This is a genomic window from Rhizobium sp. NFR12 (assembly GCF_900108545.1).
Classification (GTDB): Bacteria; Pseudomonadota; Alphaproteobacteria; order Rhizobiales; family Rhizobiaceae; genus Neorhizobium; species Neorhizobium soli.
The window spans coordinates 1,087,588-1,107,270 of the sequence record NZ_FNWM01000001.1 but is presented as its reverse complement, the minus strand read 5'-3'; the positions used below and the strand labels follow the sequence as shown (position 1 = coordinate 1,107,270).

Below are 19,683 nucleotides of genomic sequence, written 5' to 3'. Positions count from 1 at the left end.
TCAAACTCGTGTCTCGAAACTTACTTGCAGGCTGCGCAGAAGCGCTGGATGCGCTTGCAGGCTTCTTCGAGAATGTCTTCCGACGTCGCGTAGGAAATGCGGAAGTTCGGGCCAAGACCGAAGGCCGATCCGTGAACCACGGCGACACCTTCCGATTCCAGAAGCTCGGACACGAAATCCTCGTCCGTTTCGATGACCTTGCCGGTCGGAGCCGTCTTGCCGATCAGGCCGGCGCAGGACGGATAGACGTAGAATGCGCCTTCAGGCTTCGGGCAAACGATGCCGGAGGCCTGGTTGAGCATCGACACGACGAGATCGCGGCGGCCTTCGAAGATCGCCTTGTTCTTGGTCACGAAATCCTGCGGACCGTTGAGCGCCTCGACAGCTGCCCACTGCGCGATCGACGACGCTCCCGAGGTCTGCTGGCCCTGGATCATGTCCATGGCCTTGATCAGCTCGATCGGACCAGCCGCATAGCCGATACGCCAACCGGTCATCGCATAGGCCTTCGAAACGCCGTTCATCGTCAGCGTCCGGTCGTAGAGCTTCGGCTCCACTTCGACGGGCGTTGCGAACTTGAAGTCGCCGAAGGTCAGATGCTCGTACATGTCGTCGGTCAGGACCCACACATGCGGATGCTTCAGCAGCACGTCGGTCAGCGACTTCAATTCATCCGCGCTATAGGCAGCACCCGTCGGGTTCGACGGCGAGTTGAAGATGAACCACTTGGTCTTCGGCGTGATCACGCTTTCCAGCTCTTCGGCTGTCAGCTTGAAGTTGTTTTCCTGCTTGGTCGAGATCGTGACGGGCGTGCCGCCGCAGATCGATACCATTTCCGGGTAGGAAACCCAGTACGGCGCCGGGATGATCACTTCATCCCCTGCATTCATCGTCGCCATAAAGGCATTGAACAGAATCTGCTTTCCGCCGGTTCCGACGATGGTCTGCTCGACCTTGTAGTCGAGATTGTTTTCGCGCTTGAACTTGTCGACGATCGCCTTGCGCAGCTCCGGAATGCCTGAAACCGGGGTGTACTTGGTTTCGCCGCGGTTGATCGCGTCGATCGCCGCCTGCTTGACATTATCAGGCGTGTCGAAATCGGGCTCACCGGCACCGAGACCGATAATATCACGCCCTTTCGCCTTCAGTTCGCGAGCTTTCTGGGAAACAGCGATTGTCGCTGAAGGCTTTACACGGGAAAGGGCGTCGGCAAGAAAGGCCATGTCGTTTCGGTCCTGGGCTGATTGAACACTACGGCGGGGTGCGCTCATTCGCCGCCGAGCGGCCGCCTCAAGCTGTATGGAGAATGAACCGACGCCTTTCAAGAAAAAAGCATGAATGAATGCCATCAATGTCGCTGATTAAAACCTTCGGACGCGTATTTACGACCGCGTAACCCGTCTCGCCTACAATCTGCAAAATTGCGCAGGAGACGGTACGGGTATGGCATCGAGAAGCATTTTCGCCAACCTGGTTCGCGGCGACGACGGGGCATGGTCGACCGCGTACGGGCCTTTCATTCTCAGATCCGCGCTTCAGCCCATTTTCAGAACGTCGAAACCCGGCAATCGGCTGGCCATCGAAGCCTTTGTCGGGCTCGTGCGCGCCTATCGTGGCGAAGAGCCCGTTCCCCCACACGAATTCTTCAGCCTCGTTGATCCCGCCGAAGTTGCCGATATCGACAGCATGGTCCGGACGATCCATATTCTCAACACCGGCCGGCTCGACAGACGCCAGGCGAAGATCTTCGTCAAGTTCCAGCCGGGTCTGGTGCGCACGCCCGAAGACATGCGCCACGAAGTCGAACGCATCAAACTTGCGAGCCACGAAGCCGGACTTGCCGTCAACCGGATCGTCTGCGAAATCCGCCAGACCGCCGAGACCAACGCCGCCGTCATCGCCGACTTCACCAGCCACATGCGCGCCATCGGCTTCCAGGTGGCGATCGATGATTACGGTGCGGGCGAGTCCGATCTGGCGCTTCTCAAGCGGGTGAAGCCTGACTACGTCAAATTCGAACCCGGCTGGGTCCGCGACTTTCTCGACAATCCGGCAGGAGCAGCACTCCTGCGTGTCGTCCTGCAGCAGATGCTGGATGACGGGATCGAACCGATCATCGAAGGACTGGAGGAAATGTGGCAGGTGGAGGTGTGCGAGGAATTCGGCGCGTCTCTCGTGCAGGGATATGCACTCGCACGGCCTGAACTCGCCCCGACCACGTTCGACAGGACATTCCCGGAACACGGCCTGCCGCGCATCGGCGGCGACCTCGACATGAGCCCCTCGCCTGCATCCGCCATTCGCGTCTCTGCCGCCGCCCCGTTTCCGTCGGCCACCCCTCTCAAGCGGATGAAAACCTTCGGCCGCAGACATCAGGGCAGCTAGCCGTCCGTACTTTCACCGGTTCGCAGTGGAACTTCCCGCAGAGAGTGTAGACGTTGAGAAACGGCTACAAACATGACGCGAACGGGCATAAAGCCGATCGGGCGAAGCATCGCCAGCGATCCGTTGCCCATCCAACTTCCTTCGGACCATGCGCAAAGCCCGCATTTGCAGCGCTTTTGGCCAAATGAGGCAGGCTGGAACGGGCCTGCCTTTCAAAAAACTTTTTCTTGCCAATTTTTGATAAACACAGCACTCTGTCCATGTTCGGGCAATTTACGAGCATGGGAAGACCTATAATGACGCGCTCCGAAGGCGCCAAGACTTCGGGCGGGAACTGGGGGCTTGGTTTTATACCTTATCTGCCAGTCGCCGCGGTAAACACAGGGACCCTTTCTTAAAGCTGCCTGCCGCCGCCCGTGAGGGCACACTCTGATGCTGTCCGCCGCTGAACACGGACAGAAGGAAAAGGACCTGCTGCATGGCCGAGACTGGCACTGTGAAATTCTTCAATACGGACAAGGGATTCGGCTTTATCAAACCAGACAACGGTGGCGCCGATATCTTCGTTCATATCTCCGCCGTACAGGCTTCCGGCCTGTCCGGGCTGACTGAAAACCAGAAAGTAAGCTTCGACACGGAACCGGATCGTCGCGGAAAAGGCCCCAAGGCCGTCAATCTGCAGATTTCCGGTTGAGCTTCAAAAGCTCGCTCATTCCAGTTGGAGCCCGGCAGTGATGCCGGGTTTTTTTATGCCCGTGATACCGGTTGCCGGTTACAGGCCCTTCAGGAATGGATTGCTGCGGCGCTCGTCGCCGATCCGGCTTCCCGGTCCGTGACCGCAGAGAAAACCTACCTCGTCTCCCAGCGGCAGAACCTTGGTGCGGATCGAGTCCAGCAGGGTCGCGTGATCGCCTCCGGGTAGGTCGGTCCGTCCGACCGACCCGGCAAACAGGACGTCGCCAAGATGTGCGAAGGCGTTGTCTCTGTTATAGAAGATGACGTGACCGGGCGAATGTCCCGGACAATGAAAAACCTCGAACACATGCTCGCCGAACGAGACTGTTTCGCCTTCGTCAAGAAACCGATCAGGCACGACGTTGCGGACGTCGCCCTCGACACCGAACATCTGAGCCTGCTTTTCAAGATTTTCGAGAAGGGGAAGATCGTCGCGGTGGGGTCCGACGACAGGAATGCCCAGCACCTCACGAAGTTCGTCGGCACCTCCGGCATGATCGATATGACCGTGGGTCAGCCAGATCTCGGAAAGGGCAATGCCACTTTTGCGCACGAGTTCTAGAATAACCCCGATGTCACCGCCTGGGTCGACAATGACGCCTGCCTTTGTATCGTCGTCAAAGAAGACGGTACAGTTTTGTTGAAATGGCGTCACCGGAATGACGCTTGCCTGCAATCGACGCATAATGCCTGTCCTGCCCTGAACGTTGTCGTTCTTCATAGCCGGAAGGCTTGCCGATGACAGCCTCAAAATCAGTTGATAGCGGCGGCCAGATACGTGCCTTCGGCAGCAACCGGCGGGGCCAGCGAAACAGTCGCCAGCAGAAATGCCGAGACGACGACTTTCAGCGCAATCACCGTGATGAAGACCGGGCGCAGCGGATGAGCTTCGGCCTTGGTCTGGTTCAGCTCGATCGGCGGCATTGCGGAATAAGTGTGCGCGTTCATTGAATAATCTCCAGTCGTTCGCTGGGAATAATGGCGCTTGGGGATAAAGGTTCCGCCGGACAAGTCGTGCGCGCAAAAGAAAGTGCGTGTTCTCCCTGAAAGCAACACAACCGGTCGAATTTTGACCGCCAGAGCGATTTATCACGGGCGACAGCGCAAAAGGATTACGTTAAACAGCTTCACACGATGAAGACGTAGCGAGCGAAAGGAAACGGCGTGCCGCCTGCAGCAACGGGAAAAGCCGTCAAGAAAGTCCCGCCACAGATGCCCGTGGTCGACGAGGGCCAGATCGATTTCGAAGCGATCGAGCTGTTCTTCTTTGCCTATCGCGACTTCGTGTCCGATCCGGACGCTATCCTGGCGAAGATCGGCATGGGGCGCGCCCACCATCGGGTTGTCTATTTCGTCTGCCGCCAGCCGGGGATGATGGTGACGGATCTTCTCGATTTGTTGCAGATTACCAAGCAGAGCCTCGCCCGCGTCCTGAAGCAGTTGATCGAGACTGGCTATATCCGGCAGATGGCCGGGGCCAAGGATCGCAGACAGCGCCGCCTCTATCCGACCCTTGCCGGCCGCGAACTGGCGCTGGCCCTGTGCGAGCCGCAATCCAAGCGTATCGCACGCGCCATGGAAGACTTCACCCCCGGGATGCGGGAAAGCGTAACCCTTTTCCTTCAACGGATGCGTGGACGTGACCCGAACCTCGTGATTTCTGATATCGACATCAGTCAGGATATCTGACCGGGACAGACAGATGACCAATACACCGCTTTTGGACGACGCCCCTCACCTTCTCGTTGTCGACGACGACACCCGCATCCGCGATCTCCTCAACCGCTATCTGGTGGAGCAGGGTTTCCGCATCACGGTCGCGGGAGATGCCGCCGAAGCGCGGCGCAAGTTGGAAGGACTGCATTTCGACCTCATCATTCTCGACGTGATGATGCCGGGCGAAACAGGCCTGTCGCTCACCCAGTCGCTTTATGAAAAGAAGACCACCCCGGTCATCCTGCTGACGGCACGGGTCGAGGCAGAATCGCGCATCGCCGGTCTTGAGGCAGGTGCCGACGATTACCTGTCAAAACCCTTCGATCCGCGCGAACTGGTCCTGCGCATCAACAACATCCTGCGCCGCAGCAGCTCGGCCGATGCACCGAAGATCGAGCAGATCATGTTTGGTCCGTTCACCTTCTCGATCCCGCGCAAGGAACTGCGCAAGGCTGCCGAGACGATCCGCCTGACCGACCGCGAACAGGAAATCATGATGCTGTTTGCCTTGCGCGCCGGCGAAACGATCCCCCGCCACGAACTGATCGGGGACGATACGGATGTCGGCGAGCGCACAATCGACGTGCAGATCAACCGGCTGCGTCGTAAGATCGAAGAAGACCCCGCCAACCCGGTCTATCTCCAGACCGTGCGTGGCATCGGGTACAGGCTGAGTATCGACTGATGCACAAGAGACCGACGACAGGACGATAACGGGCGGCGAATGGCAATTTTCAACACGCTGAAGCGAGAGACCAGCCGGTTGACCCTCCCCGGTTGGCGTCCGTTCACGCGCTGGCTGCGTCGCTGGCTGCCGACGGGCCTCTACACCCGTTCGCTGCTGATCGTCATTCTCCCCATGCTTCTGCTGCAGACGGTCGTCGCCGCGGTGTTCATGGAACGCCACTGGCGAATGGTGACGGAGCGCCTGTCTGAAGGCACCGTTCGCGACATCGCCGCCATTATCGAAATCATCCGCAGTTATCCGCAGGACAGCAACTACAACGAAGTCAGCCGTATCGCCGACAGCTCTCTCGGCCTGACGATTGCAATCGAGGAGAACGGCCAGCTCCCGCCGCCCCGCCAGCGCCCCTTCTTCGCGATCCTCGACAACATCCTTGCCGAACAGTTGAGCAGTCAGATCCGCATGCCGTTCTGGATCGATACGGTAGGCGACAGTCGGCTCGTCGAGATCCGCGTGAAAATGGACGAACGGGTGCTGCGGGTGTTTGCCAGACGCGGCTCTACCTACGCGTCCAACACCCACATCTTCCTGATCTGGATGATCGGCACCGCCTTCGTGCTGGTGGTGATTTCGATCCTGTTCCTGCGCGGCCAGATCCGCCCGATTCTGAGACTTGCCCAGGCGGCGGAAAGTTTCGGCAAGGGACAAAAGACCGAAGGCTTTTCGCCGCGCGGCGCAGACGAGGTAAGGCGCGCAGGCCTTGCCTTCATCCAGATGCGCGAACGGCTCGAACGGCAGATGGAGCAGCGCACCGCGATGCTGGCCGGCATCAGCCACGACCTGCGCACCATCCTCACCCGATTCAAGCTGCAGCTGGCACTTGCCGGCAACAAGCCTGAGCTCGCCGGCATGGAACAGGATGTCGAAGACATGCAGTCTATGCTGGAAGGCTATCTGGCGTTTGCCAAGGGCGAGGCCGAGGAGGATTTCGGCACGCTCTATCTCAGCGAGCTTCTCGAGAAATTCCGCGCGAGCTTCAGCCTGCACGGCCAGATCCTCACCTACCACATCGAGGGCGACGACGAGATCGCCGTCAGGCCGAACGCCTTCAACCGCCTGCTCGGAAACCTCGTCTCAAACAGCCAGCGCTACGCAGACAACCTGCATATCGATGCGCGCCACAGCGCCAAATGGCTGACATTGACCCTCGATGACGACGGCCCGGGCGTTCCTGCGCAATCCCGCGAGGACGTGTTCAAGCCATTCCACAGGCTCGACGAGGCCCGCAATCTCGATGCATCCGGAACCGGCCTCGGCCTCGCGATCGCCCGCGACATCGCCCGCTCGCATGGCGGCAATGTCACGCTGGACGACAGTCCGAGCGGTGGCTTGAGGGCAATCGTTCGCGTTCCGGCCTGAGCGGACCGCTATCGGCAACATGCTGGACTGGGGAGAAGACTAAGACGTTTAGTGAAGACGGGGTTGCCGTCTCACATCATCTTCTTGCCGTTTGGAACGCCCTGCTCGACGGCAGCCAGAACGATCGCGCCGTTCTCGTCTTCAAAGCCAAGAGTCAGCACTTCGGAACGGACCGGCCCGATCTGGCGCGGCGGAAAATTGACGACGCCCAGCACCTGGCGTCCGAGCAGCGTTTCAGGCGTATAGTGGACGGTAATCTGCGCCGACGATTTCTTGACGCCGATCTCAGGCCCGAAATCGATCTTCAGCTTGAAGGCCGGCTTGCGGGCTTCCGGAAACGGCTCGACCTCGACGATCGTGCCAACCCGGATATCGACCTTCTCGAAGTCGGCAAAGCTTATCTCGTCAGACATGGCTGCTCAGCGTCCCAGTTCTTCCGCGCGGCTCCGCGCTGCCTCGATTGCCTTGTCGAACAGCGGCTGCATCCCATCGTCTGCCATTAGCACGGAGAGGGCAGCAGCCGTGGTGCCGCCCGGAGACGTCACGTTCTGGCGAAGCCTTGAGGCATCCTCGGTCGACTGGTGCAGAAGTTCTCCCGCACCCGACACGGTTTCGCGCGCAAGCCGCATCGCAAGATCGGCAGGAAGACCGGCTTTGCGCCCGGCCTCCGCCATGCATTCGACCAGATAGAAGACATAGGCCGGGCCACTGCCGGAAACGGCGGTGACGGCATCGATATCCGCCTCGCTCGAAACCCATTCCACCGGACCGCTGACCTTCAAGAGCGCATGCACCGCATCGCGCTGGGCGGCCGACACCTTGTCGTTGGCATAGGCACCGGTCACGCCACGGCCGATCATGGCCGGCGTGTTCGGCATGGCGCGCACCATTGCACCGTCCCCGAGATGGATCTGCATGGAGGACAGCGTCTTGCCGGCTGCGACCGAGACGACGACTGTCGAAGCGCCGACCACAGGCTTCAGCGGCGGCAGAACGGCATCCATCAGCTGCGGCTTGACCGCGAGAAACAGGATATCTGCCGACGCACCGTTTGGAAGTGCCGTAACATGCGTCGCGCCGGCGTCGGACATCATCGCTCTCATCGCCTCGGACGGCGATGGGTCAACGACGGTGACGGATGCGCCGGGAACGCCGTTCTTCAACCAGCCGGAAAGCATGGCGCCGCCCATATTGCCGGCACCGACGAGAACGATCGAACCCAGCTGCAACGCCATCAAGCCTCGCCGACCGTCTCGAACAGAACGCAATCCATGGCAGCCTTGGCTTCCATGCCGGACCAGACGACGAACTGGAACGCCTGATAATAGGCCTCGCAGGCATCAAGCGCGCTGGAAAACAGAACCTCGACCTGCTGGTTTGTGGGCTCGGCACCGCCGGCCAGCAGAAGCGACTGGCGGAATATCACCACGTCCTCCTGACGCCACAGGTCGAAATGCCCCATCAGCGTCTGTCCATTCACGTAGGACAGAAGCCGGATGACCTCGTTCACGCGGATATCGGGGATCTTCAGATCGAAGGCGCAGGCGAGATGCAGCGCCTCGAACTCCTCCATCCAGGAGAAGGATACGTGGTAGTCCGTCCACCGACCCTCCACGGTCATGGCGATCTCGTCTTCGCCGGACCGTTCGAATGTCCAATCGTTGGAAGCTGCGACGAACTCGATCATGTCCACCGGGTTCGACTGACGCTCAACGTTTAATTCCATGAGGCTCATGCGGCACCTTTTTGACCGGAATGATTGCGAATTCGAGCGGAACGCGCCAACACTTAACCGGAACTACATTTCGATGATCGCTCGTCGCCGCCAGAATAACTGAGTTACCCTGTCTGGAGCTTACCTTCAGCCTCGTCGGTAACCTATCGGTCACCACCGGAAGCTCACCGGCTCGTTTCGAATCATCGTGTAAAATCAGTGTAGCTAGACGGAGTCCGGCTGCCATCCCCTGAATGCCGATTTCCGTGGATTGAACCCCGAAACCGGTTCGCGCATGAGATCAGAACGGATGGTTAAATGACTCTGGACGCTGGCTTTTTTAAGTGTGTCCACAGGGCTTAATTTTTTGTAAATTCATGGGGATTTGGCGAGGCAAAACAGACGCCTGACTGTGCCGATTAGACGCGATGACGCTCAATCGCGAATAGGCTGGGAAAGATCGCCGCGCAGGCTTTTGGCGCTGGACTTTGACGGCGATCTCAAACGGAGATTGCGAATCCCCTGAGGGGCCACAGTTTATGGCCCGATCTGAAGTGGCCTACTGACCTGAATGGCCCTGATCATGGCTCTGGCTCTGGCCGAATTTTGCCTCCAGCGCATCGAGACGGGCCTTTAGCGCAACATTCTCGTCGCGGGCGCGGGCAGCCATCTCGCGAACGGCTTCGAATTCCTCCCGCTTGACCAGATCCATGTTGTTAAGGAACCGTTCCGCCTGGGCATGGAAAGCCGTCTCCACTTCCTTGCGCACACCCTGTGCAGCGCCGGCAGCGTCCGTCATCAGCCGTGCGAAATCGTCGAATATGCGGTTCGTTCCGGTCGACATAAGGTTCCGTCTCCTTGCCATCGGCAGCGATATCGGCCCGATATCGGCCTGTGTTTGTCCTATGGGATCTGAAGTAGGGCTTGGGTCGCCGCGTTGCAAGCGTCATCCACTGTTGCGCGCGTCTCAGAATGAGATTCATCTTGACCGGCGATGTCCCCAAGTCCATCTTTTCACACGACTGTGAGTAAGCGAGACACCTGTAATTTGTACGAAGCGCTTCATTTTTTTGCTCTCATGCCATTTCCCGAGATAAATCCGGTCGCGTTCTCCTTGGGGCCGCTTGCGGTACACTGGTATGGCCTTGCCTATGTTGCCGGTATCATGCTGGGCTGGCTTTACGCCCGCAAGCTGACCGCAAACGCGTCACTGTGGCCCAACGGTCAGGCCCCGATGACCGCGGTCCATCTCGACGACTTCCTCGTCTGGATCGCGGCAGGCGTCGTGCTCGGCGGCCGCATCGGCTACATCCTGTTTTACGATCTCGGCCCGATCCTGGAAAACCCGATCCGCGCGATCGAGATCTGGAACGGCGGCATGTCCTTCCACGGCGGTTTCCTCGGCGCGACGATCGCGATGATCGTGTTTGCCCGCCGCCATGCCATTCCCGTCTGGAGCATGTTCGACATCGTCGCCGCCGTCGTGCCGTTCGGCCTGCTGTTCGGCCGCATTGCGAACTTCGTCAACGGCGAACTCTGGGGACGGTTGAGCGATGCACCATGGGCTGTCGTCTTCCCGACCGGTGGCCCGTTCGCCCGCCATCCGAGCCAACTCTATGAAGCAGGCCTGGAAGGCATCATCCTGCTTCTGGTGCTGGCACTCCTGATCTATCGTTTCAAGGCCCTTCGTGTACCCGGCACCATCTGCGGCGCGTTCGTCCTCGGCTACGGGCTCTGCCGAATTTTTGTCGAGTTCTTCCGCGAACCGGATGTGCAGCTCGGCTATTTGCTCGGCACCAATTGGCTAACGATGGGCATGGTGCTATCACTACCGATGGTTGCTGTTGGCATCTGGGCGATCACGCGGGCTCGCGTCGCCTCCGCGGCGAAAGTGTGAGGCACCCGTGAACAGCCCAGAAGTAACCACGCCCCTTGCCGAAAAGATCAAGACGCTGATCCGCGCCAGCGGACCGATCAGCGTCACCGACTATTTCGCGCTCTGCCTCGCCGATCCGGAATTCGGCTACTACCGCACCCGCGAACCTTTCGGCCGGCATGGTGATTTCGTCACCGCGCCGGAGATCAGCCAACTGTTCGGCGAAATGGTCGGCATCTTCATGGTCCATGCCTGGCAGCGCCAGGGTAGCCCGGGCGATGTGCGCCTGGTCGAGATCGGTCCCGGCCGCGGCACGATGATGTCCGACATGCTGCGCGTCATCCAGCGCATCGCACCATCCCTGATGGACGGCCTGCGTGTCCATCTGGTGGAAACCAGCGAACGCCTTCGCGGCGTTCAGCGCGTGACGCTCGAGGCCTATTCGACAAAAATTTCCTGGCACGACAGTTTCGAAGACGTGCCGGAAGGGTTCACCCTGATCGCCGCCAACGAGTTGTTCGACGCGATCCCGATCCGCCAGTTCGTGCGGACCACGACCGGTTTTCGCGAAAGGCTCGTAGGCCTCGGCCCGGAGGACGAGCTGTCCTTCGTCGCCGGCATCGCCACGCTCGATCCGGTCCTCCTGCCGGCCCCCGTCGCTTCCATCCCGGAAGGCACGATCTTCGAATTCGCCCCTGCCCGCCAGGCCGTCATGCAGACGCTCTGCGAAAGGCTAAGGCATTTCGGCGGCAGTGCGCTCGTCATCGACTACGGCCATATGGTCACCAGTTTCGGCGATACGCTGCAGGCCGTAAAGAACCACGACTATGACCCGCCGCTTGCCAGCCCCGGCGAGGCAGATCTGACCAGCCATGTCGATTTCGAAGATCTCGCCAAGGTCGCCTTGGCGTCCGGCATTCATCTGAACGGCGGCCTCCATCAGGGCGAGTTCCTCTATGGCCTCGGCCTTGCCGAACGGGCTTCAGCCCTTGCGCGCGACAAGGAACCGTCCGAACAGCGGTTGATTGCTGCCGCGGTCGATCGTCTTGCCGGCGAAGGTGCGGGCAAGATGGGCGAGCTTTTCAAGGTCATCGCCGTCTCGGGCTCCGCGGTCAATCTGATGCCCTTCCGTCCGGTCGACTGAAAGAGCACGTCCGGGCGGATTGACACACGCTATCGGCTTGCGCCAATCTCGCGCCCAATCGAAGCAGCGAGTGCCGCCGACGGTGCATCACGCAAAAACCAACAAAATCAGCAGGGTGGATAAACCGATGCCGGAGAACGCCTCGCCGACGCCGATCGAAAGCGCAGTCTTGAACGCTAAAGCCGGCGCCAAAATCCGCCACGGCTTCTTCACGCGAAAGGGCGGCGTGTCGGACGGAATCTACGCCGGTCTCAATGTCGGTGTCGGGTCGAAAGACGATCAGACGCTCGTTCTCGAAAACCGACGGCGGGTCGCGGCCTGGTTCGATCTGCCGCTCGAAAAGCTCGCAACCGTCCATCAGGTCCATTCGCCCGATGTGGTCGTGGTCGATGCCGCCTATTCAGGCGAGCGCCCGCAGGTCGATGCGATGGTCGCGGCCACGCCCGGCGTCGTGATCGGCGTCCTGTCTGCCGATTGCGGCCCCATCTTGTTTGCCGATGGCGACAATGGCGTGATCGGCGCGGCCCACGCCGGCTGGAAGGGCGCGCTGACAGGCGTGCTCGAAAACACGATCGACGCGATGGTGTCGCTCGGTGCTGAAAGGGAAAAGATCGTGGCCGTTCTCGGACCCTCGATCGGCCCTGACAGCTACGAGGTCGGCCCGGAATTCGTGGAACGCTTCCTCGGCGTGAACCCCGAATACGCAGCCTTCTTCACGCCGTCTCCAAAGCCGCAGCATTCGATGTTCGATCTGCCCGCTCTCACCATGTCGCGACTGAAGGCGGCAGGCGTCGCCGCTGAGAACCTCGGCCTCGACACCTACCCGGATCGGGAACGCTTCTTTTCCTATCGCCGCACGACGCACGACCAAGAGCCGGATTACGGCCGCCAGATTTCAGCCATCGCGCTTCAGCAATAAAAGTTCGGGAGGACTACCATGGCTCTGCACTTCGACAGATCGGAATATGCCGATCGCCTCGCCCGCCTGACGACGAAGATGGCCGAGGAAAAGCTCGATGCCATCCTGCTGTTTGCGCAGGAAAGCATGTACTGGCTAACCGGCTACGACACGTTCGGCTACTGCTTCTTCCAGACGCTGGTCGTGAAGGCCGACGGCTCGATGACGCTGCTCACGCGCTCTGCCGACCTTCGCCAGGCCCGCCAGACCTCGATTATCGAAAACATCGTCGTCTGGGTCGACCGGGTGAATGCCGATCCGACGCTGGATCTCAAGAACCTCTTGAGCGAACTCGATCTGCTCGGCGCAAAGATCGGCGTCGAATACGACACGCACGGCATGACCGGCCGCATCGCGCGCCTGCTCGACAACCAGCTCACCAATTTCGGCCAGCTCAGTGACGCATCCTATCTGGTCAGCCGGCTGCGCCTCGTCAAAAGCGCGGCCGAGATCGCTCATGTGCAACGCGCCGCCGAACTGGCCGATGATGCGCTCGACGCCGCTCTGCCGCTGATCAAGGCCGGCGGCGACGAGGCCGATATCCTTGCGGCGATGCAGGGGTCCGTATTTTCCGGCGGCGGCGATTACCCCGCCAACGAATTCATCATCGGTTCCGGCGAGGATGCGCTTCTGTGCCGTTACAAGGCCGGTCGCCGCAAGCTCGATGCCACCGACCAGCTGACGCTCGAATGGGCCGGCACCGCCGCCCACTATCACGTCGCGATGATGCGCACCGCGCTCGTCGGTGATCCCTCGCCGCGCCACAAGGAACTCTACAAGGCCTGCCTTGAGACGATCCGGGCGATCGAGGAGGTTCTGTCTCCAGGTCATACATTCGGAGACGTGTTCGATACCCATGCCAGGATCCTCGACGAACGCGGCCTCTCCCGTCACCGGCTGAACGCATGCGGCTACTCGTTGGGCGCCCGCTTCTCGCCGTCGTGGATGGAGCACCAGATGTTCCACTTCGGCAATCCGCAGGAGATCTTGCCCGGCATGACGCTGTTCGTGCACATGATCATCATGGACAGCGACAGCGGCGCGGCCATGACGCTCGGCCAGACCTATCTGACGACGGAAGGCGCTCCCCAGCCGCTTTCACGCCATGGTCTCGACCTTATCCAGGGCTGAGAAGCCCGCGATCATTGACAGGCCGGAAAATCCGACCTTAGCTTGTCGCGGGATGGGAACCGGCAAAGGGGCGAACGCATGCGGCTTATCGGAAAACTGCTTTCCGCCTGCATCGTTGCGCTGACCGTCTCCGGCTGCAACACCAGCGAGGCGCTGACGCCGCGCGCCGAGATCGGCGGCGGCAGTCGCGCATCGACACCGGTCACCCAGGCCGATACGGAACGCATGGCCCGATCCCCAAGGCCCGAGACCTACAGCAATCAGACCTACAGAAACGACACCTACCAGCCGCGCCCGCAAAATACGCTGGAGGCGCAGGCCCAGGCGATGCAGTCTGGCAACCAGACCTCGCCCGCCTCTTCAGGCCCACCGCCCGACTGGCAGGGCCAAAGCCAGGCTGAAGCCCAGTCTACCGCTGCAGCGCCCCAGCAGGAGGCTTCCCTGCCCGCCGCCGCAGGCAACACCATCCGCTTCCTGCCGATCATCGGTGCCCCCGTACAGGCCGTGACGCCGCTGTCGCGAAGGCTTGGCGCCGAGGCGCGCGCCGCCGGGCTGACGATCCGTCCCTCCAGCGATACGGGTACCGAGCAGATCCTCAAGGGCTATTTCTCGGCCTTCAGCGATGGCGAAAAGATCACCATCGTCTACGTCTGGGATGTTCTCGACAATACCGGCTCCAGACTTCACCGCATGCAGGGGCAGGAAAATGTGCCCGGCAGCGGCCAGGATCCATGGGCCGCAGTGCCCTCCTCAACCATGGAACTCATCGCCGCAAAGACGATCCAGGACTATATGAGCTGGCGGCAATCGCATGGCGGTTAGGTAACCATGATGTGACACGGTCACTGTTTCTTCGCAAAAAACGGTGGCCTGAGGGAAAACGCTATTGCATTCGAAGGTGGCGCCGGTAAAAGGCCGCCATCCAGCTTCAATACAGGCGGACCGCAATGAAGGTTTTCGCAGGCAATTCGAACCGGCATCTGGCCGACGCGATCTGCAGCTATCTTAATGTACCAGTCGGAAAAGCCTCGGTAAGGCGATTTGCAGACCAGGAAATCTTCGTTGAAATACAGGAGAATGTCCGTGGGGAAGACGTGTTCGTCATCCAGTCCACGTCGTTTCCGACCAACGATCACCTGATGGAACTGCTGATCATGATCGATGCGTTCCGGCGGTCTTCCGCCAAGCGCATCACGGCTGTGCTTCCCTATTTCGGCTATGCCCGCCAGGACCGCAAGGCCGGGCCGCGCACGCCGATCTCGGCCAAGCTCGTCGCCAACCTCATCACCGAGGCCGGCGCCAACCGTGTCATGACGCTCGATCTGCACGCAGACCAGATCCAGGGCTTCTTCGATATCCCGACCGACAACCTCTACGCCGTGCCGATTCTTGCGCGCGACGTGAAGGAACACTACGACCTCAACAACGTCATGGTGGTCTCGCCGGATGTCGGCGGCGTGGTTCGCGCCCGTGCGCTTGCCAAGCGCCTCGGCTGCCAGCTCGCCATCGTCGACAAGCGGCGTGAACGCGCAGGCGAGTCGGAAGTCATGAACGTCATCGGTGACGTGACCGGCAAGGACTGTCTCCTGATCGACGATATCGTCGATTCCGGCGGCACGCTCTGCAACGCGGCCGAAGCGCTTTTGAAGAACGGCGCCACAAGCGTCACCGCCTACATCACCCACGGCGTGCTGTCGGGCGGTGCCGTTGCCCGCATCGCGGCGTCCAAGCTCAAGGAACTGGTTATCACGGATTCGATCCAGCCGACGACATCTGTGCAGTCGGCGCACAATATCCGCGTCATCACCACGGCAAACCTTCTCGGCGAGGCGATCAACCGTACCGCCATGGAAGAGTCCGTCTCGAGCCTGTTCGACTAGGATTGACGCATGACCGTGGGACGGGCTCGGCAGCAAAAACGCTGCGCCCCCTGTCCCACGGCTATGTAAGTCTGATAGAGGTCTGCCATCCATCTGCAGAGGGAGGACCTATCGCGATGTCGATCCTACGAAACAAGCCGAAATGGCTTGCACTTTTCATCCTGGCTCCAATGCTTTCCGCCTGCGTCGACGCAGGTCCGGGCCCCGGCTATCCGCCGGAACGTCCCGCCCCCGGCTGGAGCCGGCCCGATCGCCCCGATCCCCGTCCAGATTGGGATCGCCCATCCAGACCCGATCGCCCGGATCGTCCATCACGGCCTGACCGCCCGGATTGGGATCGCCCCTCGAGGCCGGATCGTCCCGGTAGACCTGACCGTCCTGAAAATGGCGGCGGCATGTGCACCCGCGAATATCGCCCGGTCTGCGGCCAGCGTGGCGGTCGGCTCCAGACATTCCCGAATGCCTGCGAAGCCCGCAATGCCGGCTTCGGCGCGGTCTCTCCGGGCGAATGCCGCCGCTGATCGCGACGTGAGTTGAACGCCAAGAATATAAACGCCGGGATTTTTCATCCCGGCGTTTTGCATTCGCGGCGTCTGTTGACTATGTAGGCGCGGTACCCAAGGAGTTCCGCATGGCCGCCCGCGACCGCTATTCCCGAAAACTCGAATGCTCGCAGTGCGGACATGCCGGTTATGCCGAAGTCTCCGAGTCCGACGACAAGCGTGCCAGCAATCGCGATTTTCGCATCGACGAACTCCCGAAAGGTTTTCAGACCGAGTTCGCCTCGAAAGATCCGCGCAAATACATGCTGCGCTGTAGCGACTGCGGCCACAAATTCCGGTTCGAGCAGAAAACTGCCTACGCCCCCGGCGGCGAACCTCGACGCTAGGTCAAACGTTTCCGCGATCTTCAGGCAGCGTTCTGGTTGGCCGAGCCCATCTCTGACCCAGACTGCGGGTTCGGCTGATCTTCCATCGGCATCGGCCGACCGAGAAGATAGCCCTGCACTTCGTGGCATCCTTCCCGCCGCAGAATGTCGAGCTGGTTCACCGTCTCGACACCCTCCGCGAGAACCGGGATTTGCAGGCCCTGCCCCAGAGCCAGAATTGCTCGCACCATGGCCGTTGCCTGCTCGCTGCGGTCCACTTCGGTCAGGAAGCTCCGGTCGAGCTTGATCTTGTCGAACGGGAAGGAGCGCAGCGTCTCCAGCGACGAATAGCCGGTCCCGAAATCGTCGATCGCAATCGATACGCCCAGCGCCTTGATGGAGCGAAGCGCATTCATCGCCCGCTGCTTGTCGCTGATGATCGAGCTTTCGGTGATTTCAAGCTCGAGACGGCTTGGTTTCAGACCGGTTTCCAGAAGCACGGTATGGACCAGCGCCGGCATGTCGGCATGGGCGATCTGCACCGGCGACAGATTGACCGCGACCTTGTAGTCATTCGGCCAGTTGGCCGCCTCCCGGCATGCTTCGCGCAGAACCCACGCGCCGATCGGCAGGATGGCGCCGCATTCCTCCGCGACCCCGATGAAATCTGCCGGCGAGACATTGCCTCGCTCCGGATGGCTCCAGCGCAGCAGGACCTCGTAACCGGTGATCTCATCGGTCGCGACCGATTTTTGCACCTGGTAGTGCAGCCTGAGCTGATCCTGCTCGATCGCCGTCCACAGATCCTCGGCCATCTTGGTGCGGTCGCGGGCGGCCTCGTCCATCTCGATGTCGTAGAAGCAGATGTCGCGCGAGAGCGATCCCTTGGCGCGGTACATGGCCAGGTCCGCGTTCGCGATCAGCGCATCGGGGGATGCCCCGTCATGCGGGTAGAGCGCAACACCCATGCTTGCGCCGGGACTGAGACGATGCACCTCGATCTGGATCGGCTGCCCGAACGCATCCGACAATCGGTCCAGGAACTCGGACACTTCGGCCAAATCCCCGTAGCGCTTCACGGCCACGAATTCGTCGCCGCCGAACCGGGCAAACATCTCGTGCGGCCGCACGATCGAATTCATCCGCTCGGCAATTTCCTTGAGCACGGCATCGCCGGCCGCGTGCCCGAACTGATCGTTGATCTGCTTGAACTTGTTGAGATCGATGCCGACGACCGCAACATGCCCGCCCTCGCTCTCCGCGTTACGGACCTCGGCTTCGAGATATTCCATCAGAGCCGGACGGTTCGGAAGCTGCGTCAGGCTGTCATGCTTCGCCATGAAGGCGATCTTTTCCTCCGACCGTATCCGCTCGCTGATATCCTCGAATGTCGAAACCCAGCCGCCCTGATCGAGATAGCTGAAATCGATCCGGATCGTCCGATCGTCGCTCAGTCGGTGTAGAAGGGCTTCCTGCCTGGAATTGATGGCTTCGATGTTGCGCTGGTAATGCTGTTCTGCCCGTGCTTCCGCCTCCGACGCGTCGGCAAACGAGGTCCTGTAGCCAAGAGCCACGATCTCGCGGTATGTCATACCCGGCTTCAGAGCGCCTTCCTCAAACCGAAAAATCTGGCCATAGCGCCGGTTCGTCAGCACCAACCGCTGCTCGCGATCGAACAGGCAAATCCCCTGCGCCATGTTCTCAAGCGCCAGATCGAGGTTCTGCGTCACGGAGGCGATCCGGTCGGTGTCCTGTCTCTGACGGGTGATGTCGCGCGTGATCTTGGCGTAGCCGGCAAGCACGCCATCGTCGTCGAGGACGGGCTGGATCACCACATGTGCCCAGAACCAGCTCCCATCCTTGCGGTAGCGCCGGCCTTCCGCCTCGAACAGACCGGTTGTGCGCGCTGTTGCGAGCGCCTGTTCCGGCAGACCCCGGGCTTGTTCTTCATCCGAATAGAAACGTGCAAAATGCTGACCAATGATCTCGTCGGCCCTGTACCCCTTGGCACGCTCTGCCCCTGCATTCCAGCTGGAGACGGCGCCCTCGGGTGAAAGCATGTAGATCGCGTAGTCGGTCACCCCGCGCACGAGCATCTGGAAATTGGCTTCGCTGGCCTTCGAGGACCGCGCCGCACGCCCGGTGATTGTGGCAACGGCCAGGCCCGACCCGATCAGCGACAGCGAGACGGCAATGATCGTTGCCAGCATCAGCGGCTTCGACAGCATCCCGTCTTCAGGCAGGATCCCGAAACCCGGGACAAGTGTTGCCGCGGCCATCGCGATGAAATGCATAAAGACGATACCGAGCGACAGGAGACCTGCAGCAAGAATGTTGTTTGCAAGGCCTCCCTTCAGGATCATGAGGAAGGCTGTCGTCGACATGACGATCGCGGTGACGATGGCAGCGATGACCAGCGGCTGCGACCAGACGATCAGGCCGCCGAACTCGATCGCCGCCATGCCGGTAAAATGCATGCAGGAAACGCCGGTACCGAATACCAGGCCGGCGGCCACAGCGCCGGACTTGCCGGTAAACAGCACGGCAAGCAGTCCCGCCGCAAATGTCGCGAGAAATGCAATACCAAGCGACAGCAGCGTCAGCGACAGATTGAATGTGAAGAGCTGGCCCGGATCGTAGGCGAGCATGGCCACGAAATGTGTTGCCCAGATCCCGAAGCCCCCTGCTCCGCCGGAGACGATCACCCAGCCGTAGCGGCTGCGGTCGTTTGCCTGTCGTGCCCGGGCGGCAAAAACCACGGTTCCCGCATTCGCAATGAAGCAGAGCGCCCCCGCCACGACGACGAGGAAGAGATTGTGCTCATAGGCCAGACAGGACAGAACGGCGTACATGTTAGATCTTGGTCTCCGGAGTTAACACCGTCTTGACCCTCACAATTTAACAAATTCGGTCGCCCGGACCTCGCATTTATCGAATCTCGCTAATTTCGAATGAACGTCATTAATGGATGGCAAAACGGCACATACCGGAAGTTTCATATTGGCCACGCAGGTATCTGGCGGTAGGTAACGACGACGACCGGTTTGCAGAGCCAACCACGCCGCAGATCCCTTGCGTCTCCTGCCCTGATGGACTATAGGGACCCCGTCCGCGTAGACACCCTTGGAGGCAACGCGGATGGAGAGCGTCGGACGATGCCCTCCGGTTTGAC

The 19,683-nt window shown here is 60.6% G+C and carries 21 protein-coding genes; 13 read left to right on the top strand and 8 right to left on the bottom strand.

The window, feature by feature from the left end:
* Window positions 1-20 precede the first annotated feature (20 nt).
* A complete protein-coding gene (locus tag BLW69_RS05345; protein WP_092660394.1) occupies window positions 21-1,223 on the bottom strand; it encodes a pyridoxal phosphate-dependent aminotransferase in 1,203 nt (400 codons plus the stop codon).
* Window positions 1,224-1,443: 220 nt separating this feature from the next.
* On the opposite strand from BLW69_RS05345, the gene BLW69_RS05340 reads away from it, so the two are divergent.
* Together BLW69_RS05340 and BLW69_RS05335 are read left to right on the top strand one after the other, a co-directional pair.
* Window positions 1,444-2,385, top strand: coding sequence for an EAL domain-containing protein (locus BLW69_RS05340; protein WP_062455836.1), 942 nt, complete (start codon window positions 1,444-1,446; stop codon window positions 2,383-2,385).
* Window positions 2,386-2,863: 478 nt separating this feature from the next.
* Window positions 2,864-3,079 (top strand): cold-shock protein, encoded by a 216-nt coding sequence (locus tag BLW69_RS05335; protein ID WP_006725577.1) that lies wholly within the window; start codon window positions 2,864-2,866, stop codon window positions 3,077-3,079.
* A gap of 78 nt (window positions 3,080-3,157) precedes the next feature.
* Here BLW69_RS05335 and BLW69_RS05330 read toward each other — a convergent pair whose 3' ends face one another.
* Both BLW69_RS05330 and BLW69_RS05325 read right to left on the bottom strand, forming a co-directional pair.
* Window positions 3,158-3,805, bottom strand: a complete 648-nt coding sequence (locus tag BLW69_RS05330) for an MBL fold metallo-hydrolase (protein WP_092661065.1) — start codon at window positions 3,803-3,805, stop codon at window positions 3,158-3,160.
* Between the two features lie 68 nt (window positions 3,806-3,873).
* Window positions 3,874-4,068 (bottom strand): hypothetical protein, encoded by a 195-nt coding sequence (locus BLW69_RS05325; protein ID WP_062455833.1) that lies wholly within the window; start codon window positions 4,066-4,068, stop codon window positions 3,874-3,876.
* A gap of 264 nt (window positions 4,069-4,332) precedes the next feature.
* Between BLW69_RS05325 and BLW69_RS05320 the strand changes: the two genes are divergently transcribed.
* Genes BLW69_RS05320 through BLW69_RS05310 form a run of 3 tightly spaced genes read left to right on the top strand, consistent with a single transcriptional unit; the run spans window position 4,333 to window position 6,940 of the window.
* The gene (locus tag BLW69_RS05320) at window positions 4,333-4,809 is read left to right on the top strand and encodes a MarR family winged helix-turn-helix transcriptional regulator (protein WP_092660392.1); all 477 of its coding nucleotides are present in this window, start codon (window positions 4,333-4,335) and stop codon (window positions 4,807-4,809) included.
* A 13-nt stretch (window positions 4,810-4,822) separates the two neighbouring features.
* Entirely contained in the window at window positions 4,823-5,521 is a 699-nt protein-coding gene (locus BLW69_RS05315; protein ID WP_062455827.1) for a response regulator, read from the top strand.
* Between the two features lie 39 nt (window positions 5,522-5,560).
* On the top strand, window positions 5,561-6,940 hold the full coding sequence (locus BLW69_RS05310) for an ATP-binding protein (RefSeq protein ID WP_092660390.1): 1,380 nt from the start codon (window positions 5,561-5,563) through the stop codon (window positions 6,938-6,940).
* Window positions 6,941-7,011: 71 nt separating this feature from the next.
* Here BLW69_RS05310 and BLW69_RS05305 read toward each other — a convergent pair whose 3' ends face one another.
* From BLW69_RS05305 to BLW69_RS05290, 4 genes are all read right to left on the bottom strand, one after another.
* Window positions 7,012-7,353: a tRNA-binding protein gene (locus tag BLW69_RS05305; RefSeq protein ID WP_062455821.1), complete on the bottom strand. Its 342-nt coding sequence runs from the start codon at window positions 7,351-7,353 to the stop codon at window positions 7,012-7,014.
* A 6-nt stretch (window positions 7,354-7,359) separates the two neighbouring features.
* Window positions 7,360-8,175 (bottom strand): pyrroline-5-carboxylate reductase, encoded by an 816-nt coding sequence (proC, locus tag BLW69_RS05300; protein ID WP_062455818.1) that lies wholly within the window; start codon window positions 8,173-8,175, stop codon window positions 7,360-7,362.
* Window positions 8,175-8,675 carry a type III secretion system chaperone family protein gene (locus tag BLW69_RS05295; RefSeq protein ID WP_062455815.1) on the bottom strand — a complete coding sequence of 167 codons (501 nt, stop codon included), beginning with the start codon at window positions 8,673-8,675 and terminating at the stop codon, window positions 8,175-8,177. Before BLW69_RS05295 ends, proC begins: the two co-directional genes overlap by 1 nt.
* A gap of 538 nt (window positions 8,676-9,213) precedes the next feature.
* Complete coding sequence (locus tag BLW69_RS05290) at window positions 9,214-9,498, bottom strand: accessory factor UbiK family protein (RefSeq protein ID WP_062582967.1); 285 nt, start codon at window positions 9,496-9,498, stop codon at window positions 9,214-9,216.
* A gap of 234 nt (window positions 9,499-9,732) precedes the next feature.
* Between BLW69_RS05290 and lgt the strand changes: the two genes are divergently transcribed.
* The 8 genes from lgt (at window position 9,733) to BLW69_RS05250 (ending at window position 16,532) form a co-directional block, all read left to right on the top strand.
* Complete coding sequence (lgt, locus tag BLW69_RS05285) at window positions 9,733-10,551, top strand: prolipoprotein diacylglyceryl transferase (protein WP_062457920.1); 819 nt, start codon at window positions 9,733-9,735, stop codon at window positions 10,549-10,551.
* A 7-nt stretch (window positions 10,552-10,558) separates the two neighbouring features.
* Window positions 10,559-11,674 (top strand): class I SAM-dependent methyltransferase, encoded by a 1,116-nt coding sequence (locus BLW69_RS05280; protein ID WP_092660388.1) that lies wholly within the window; start codon window positions 10,559-10,561, stop codon window positions 11,672-11,674.
* 127 nt (window positions 11,675-11,801) lie between these two features.
* On the top strand, window positions 11,802-12,593 hold the full coding sequence (pgeF, locus tag BLW69_RS05275; RefSeq protein WP_092660386.1) for a peptidoglycan editing factor PgeF: 792 nt from the start codon (window positions 11,802-11,804) through the stop codon (window positions 12,591-12,593).
* Between the two features lie 18 nt (window positions 12,594-12,611).
* Window positions 12,612-13,763: a M24 family metallopeptidase gene (locus BLW69_RS05270; RefSeq protein WP_092660384.1), complete on the top strand. Its 1,152-nt coding sequence runs from the start codon at window positions 12,612-12,614 to the stop codon at window positions 13,761-13,763.
* Between the two features lie 78 nt (window positions 13,764-13,841).
* Window positions 13,842-14,585: a hypothetical protein gene (locus tag BLW69_RS05265; RefSeq protein WP_092660382.1), complete on the top strand. Its 744-nt coding sequence runs from the start codon at window positions 13,842-13,844 to the stop codon at window positions 14,583-14,585.
* A 125-nt stretch (window positions 14,586-14,710) separates the two neighbouring features.
* A complete protein-coding gene (locus BLW69_RS05260; protein WP_062455798.1) occupies window positions 14,711-15,643 on the top strand; it encodes a ribose-phosphate pyrophosphokinase in 933 nt (310 codons plus the stop codon).
* Window positions 15,644-15,759: 116 nt separating this feature from the next.
* Complete coding sequence (locus BLW69_RS05255; protein WP_082472021.1) at window positions 15,760-16,164, top strand: Kazal-type serine protease inhibitor family protein; 405 nt, start codon at window positions 15,760-15,762, stop codon at window positions 16,162-16,164.
* A gap of 110 nt (window positions 16,165-16,274) precedes the next feature.
* On the top strand, window positions 16,275-16,532 hold the full coding sequence (locus BLW69_RS05250; protein WP_062455795.1) for a hypothetical protein: 258 nt from the start codon (window positions 16,275-16,277) through the stop codon (window positions 16,530-16,532).
* A gap of 20 nt (window positions 16,533-16,552) precedes the next feature.
* Here the strand turns inward: BLW69_RS05250 and BLW69_RS05245 are convergent, their stop codons facing one another.
* Window positions 16,553-19,363, bottom strand: a complete 2,811-nt coding sequence (locus BLW69_RS05245) for a bifunctional diguanylate cyclase/phosphodiesterase (RefSeq protein ID WP_092660380.1) — start codon at window positions 19,361-19,363, stop codon at window positions 16,553-16,555.
* Between the last annotated feature and the right edge of the window lie 320 nt (window positions 19,364-19,683).

Excerpts from the sequence above, each read along its gene's own strand:
- BLW69_RS05345 (WP_092660394.1), bottom strand. The coding sequence starts at position 1,223 with ATGGCCTTTCTTGCCGACGCCCTTTCCCGTGTAAAGCCTTCAGCGACA.
- BLW69_RS05340 (WP_062455836.1), top strand. The coding sequence starts at position 1,444 with ATGGCATCGAGAAGCATTTTCGCCAACCTGGTTCGCGGCGACGACGGG.
- BLW69_RS05335 (WP_006725577.1), top strand. The coding sequence starts at position 2,864 with ATGGCCGAGACTGGCACTGTGAAATTCTTCAATACGGACAAGGGATTC.
- BLW69_RS05330 (WP_092661065.1), bottom strand. The coding sequence starts at position 3,805 with ATGCGTCGATTGCAGGCAAGCGTCATTCCGGTGACGCCATTTCAACAA.
- BLW69_RS05325 (WP_062455833.1), bottom strand. The coding sequence starts at position 4,068 with ATGAACGCGCACACTTATTCCGCAATGCCGCCGATCGAGCTGAACCAG.
- BLW69_RS05320 (WP_092660392.1), top strand. The coding sequence starts at position 4,333 with ATGCCCGTGGTCGACGAGGGCCAGATCGATTTCGAAGCGATCGAGCTG.
- BLW69_RS05315 (WP_062455827.1), top strand. The coding sequence starts at position 4,823 with ATGACCAATACACCGCTTTTGGACGACGCCCCTCACCTTCTCGTTGTC.
- BLW69_RS05310 (WP_092660390.1), top strand. The coding sequence starts at position 5,561 with ATGGCAATTTTCAACACGCTGAAGCGAGAGACCAGCCGGTTGACCCTC.
- BLW69_RS05305 (WP_062455821.1), bottom strand. The coding sequence starts at position 7,353 with ATGTCTGACGAGATAAGCTTTGCCGACTTCGAGAAGGTCGATATCCGG.
- proC (WP_062455818.1), bottom strand. The coding sequence starts at position 8,175 with ATGGCGTTGCAGCTGGGTTCGATCGTTCTCGTCGGTGCCGGCAATATG.
- BLW69_RS05295 (WP_062455815.1), bottom strand. The coding sequence starts at position 8,675 with ATGAGCCTCATGGAATTAAACGTTGAGCGTCAGTCGAACCCGGTGGAC.
- BLW69_RS05290 (WP_062582967.1), bottom strand. The coding sequence starts at position 9,498 with ATGTCGACCGGAACGAACCGCATATTCGACGATTTCGCACGGCTGATG.
- lgt (WP_062457920.1), top strand. The coding sequence starts at position 9,733 with ATGCCATTTCCCGAGATAAATCCGGTCGCGTTCTCCTTGGGGCCGCTT.
- pgeF (WP_092660386.1), top strand. The coding sequence starts at position 11,802 with ATGCCGGAGAACGCCTCGCCGACGCCGATCGAAAGCGCAGTCTTGAAC.
- BLW69_RS05270 (WP_092660384.1), top strand. The coding sequence starts at position 12,612 with ATGGCTCTGCACTTCGACAGATCGGAATATGCCGATCGCCTCGCCCGC.
- BLW69_RS05265 (WP_092660382.1), top strand. The coding sequence starts at position 13,842 with ATGCGGCTTATCGGAAAACTGCTTTCCGCCTGCATCGTTGCGCTGACC.
- BLW69_RS05260 (WP_062455798.1), top strand. The coding sequence starts at position 14,711 with ATGAAGGTTTTCGCAGGCAATTCGAACCGGCATCTGGCCGACGCGATC.
- BLW69_RS05255 (WP_082472021.1), top strand. The coding sequence starts at position 15,760 with ATGTCGATCCTACGAAACAAGCCGAAATGGCTTGCACTTTTCATCCTG.
- BLW69_RS05250 (WP_062455795.1), top strand. The coding sequence starts at position 16,275 with ATGGCCGCCCGCGACCGCTATTCCCGAAAACTCGAATGCTCGCAGTGC.
- BLW69_RS05245 (WP_092660380.1), bottom strand. The coding sequence starts at position 19,363 with ATGTACGCCGTTCTGTCCTGTCTGGCCTATGAGCACAATCTCTTCCTC.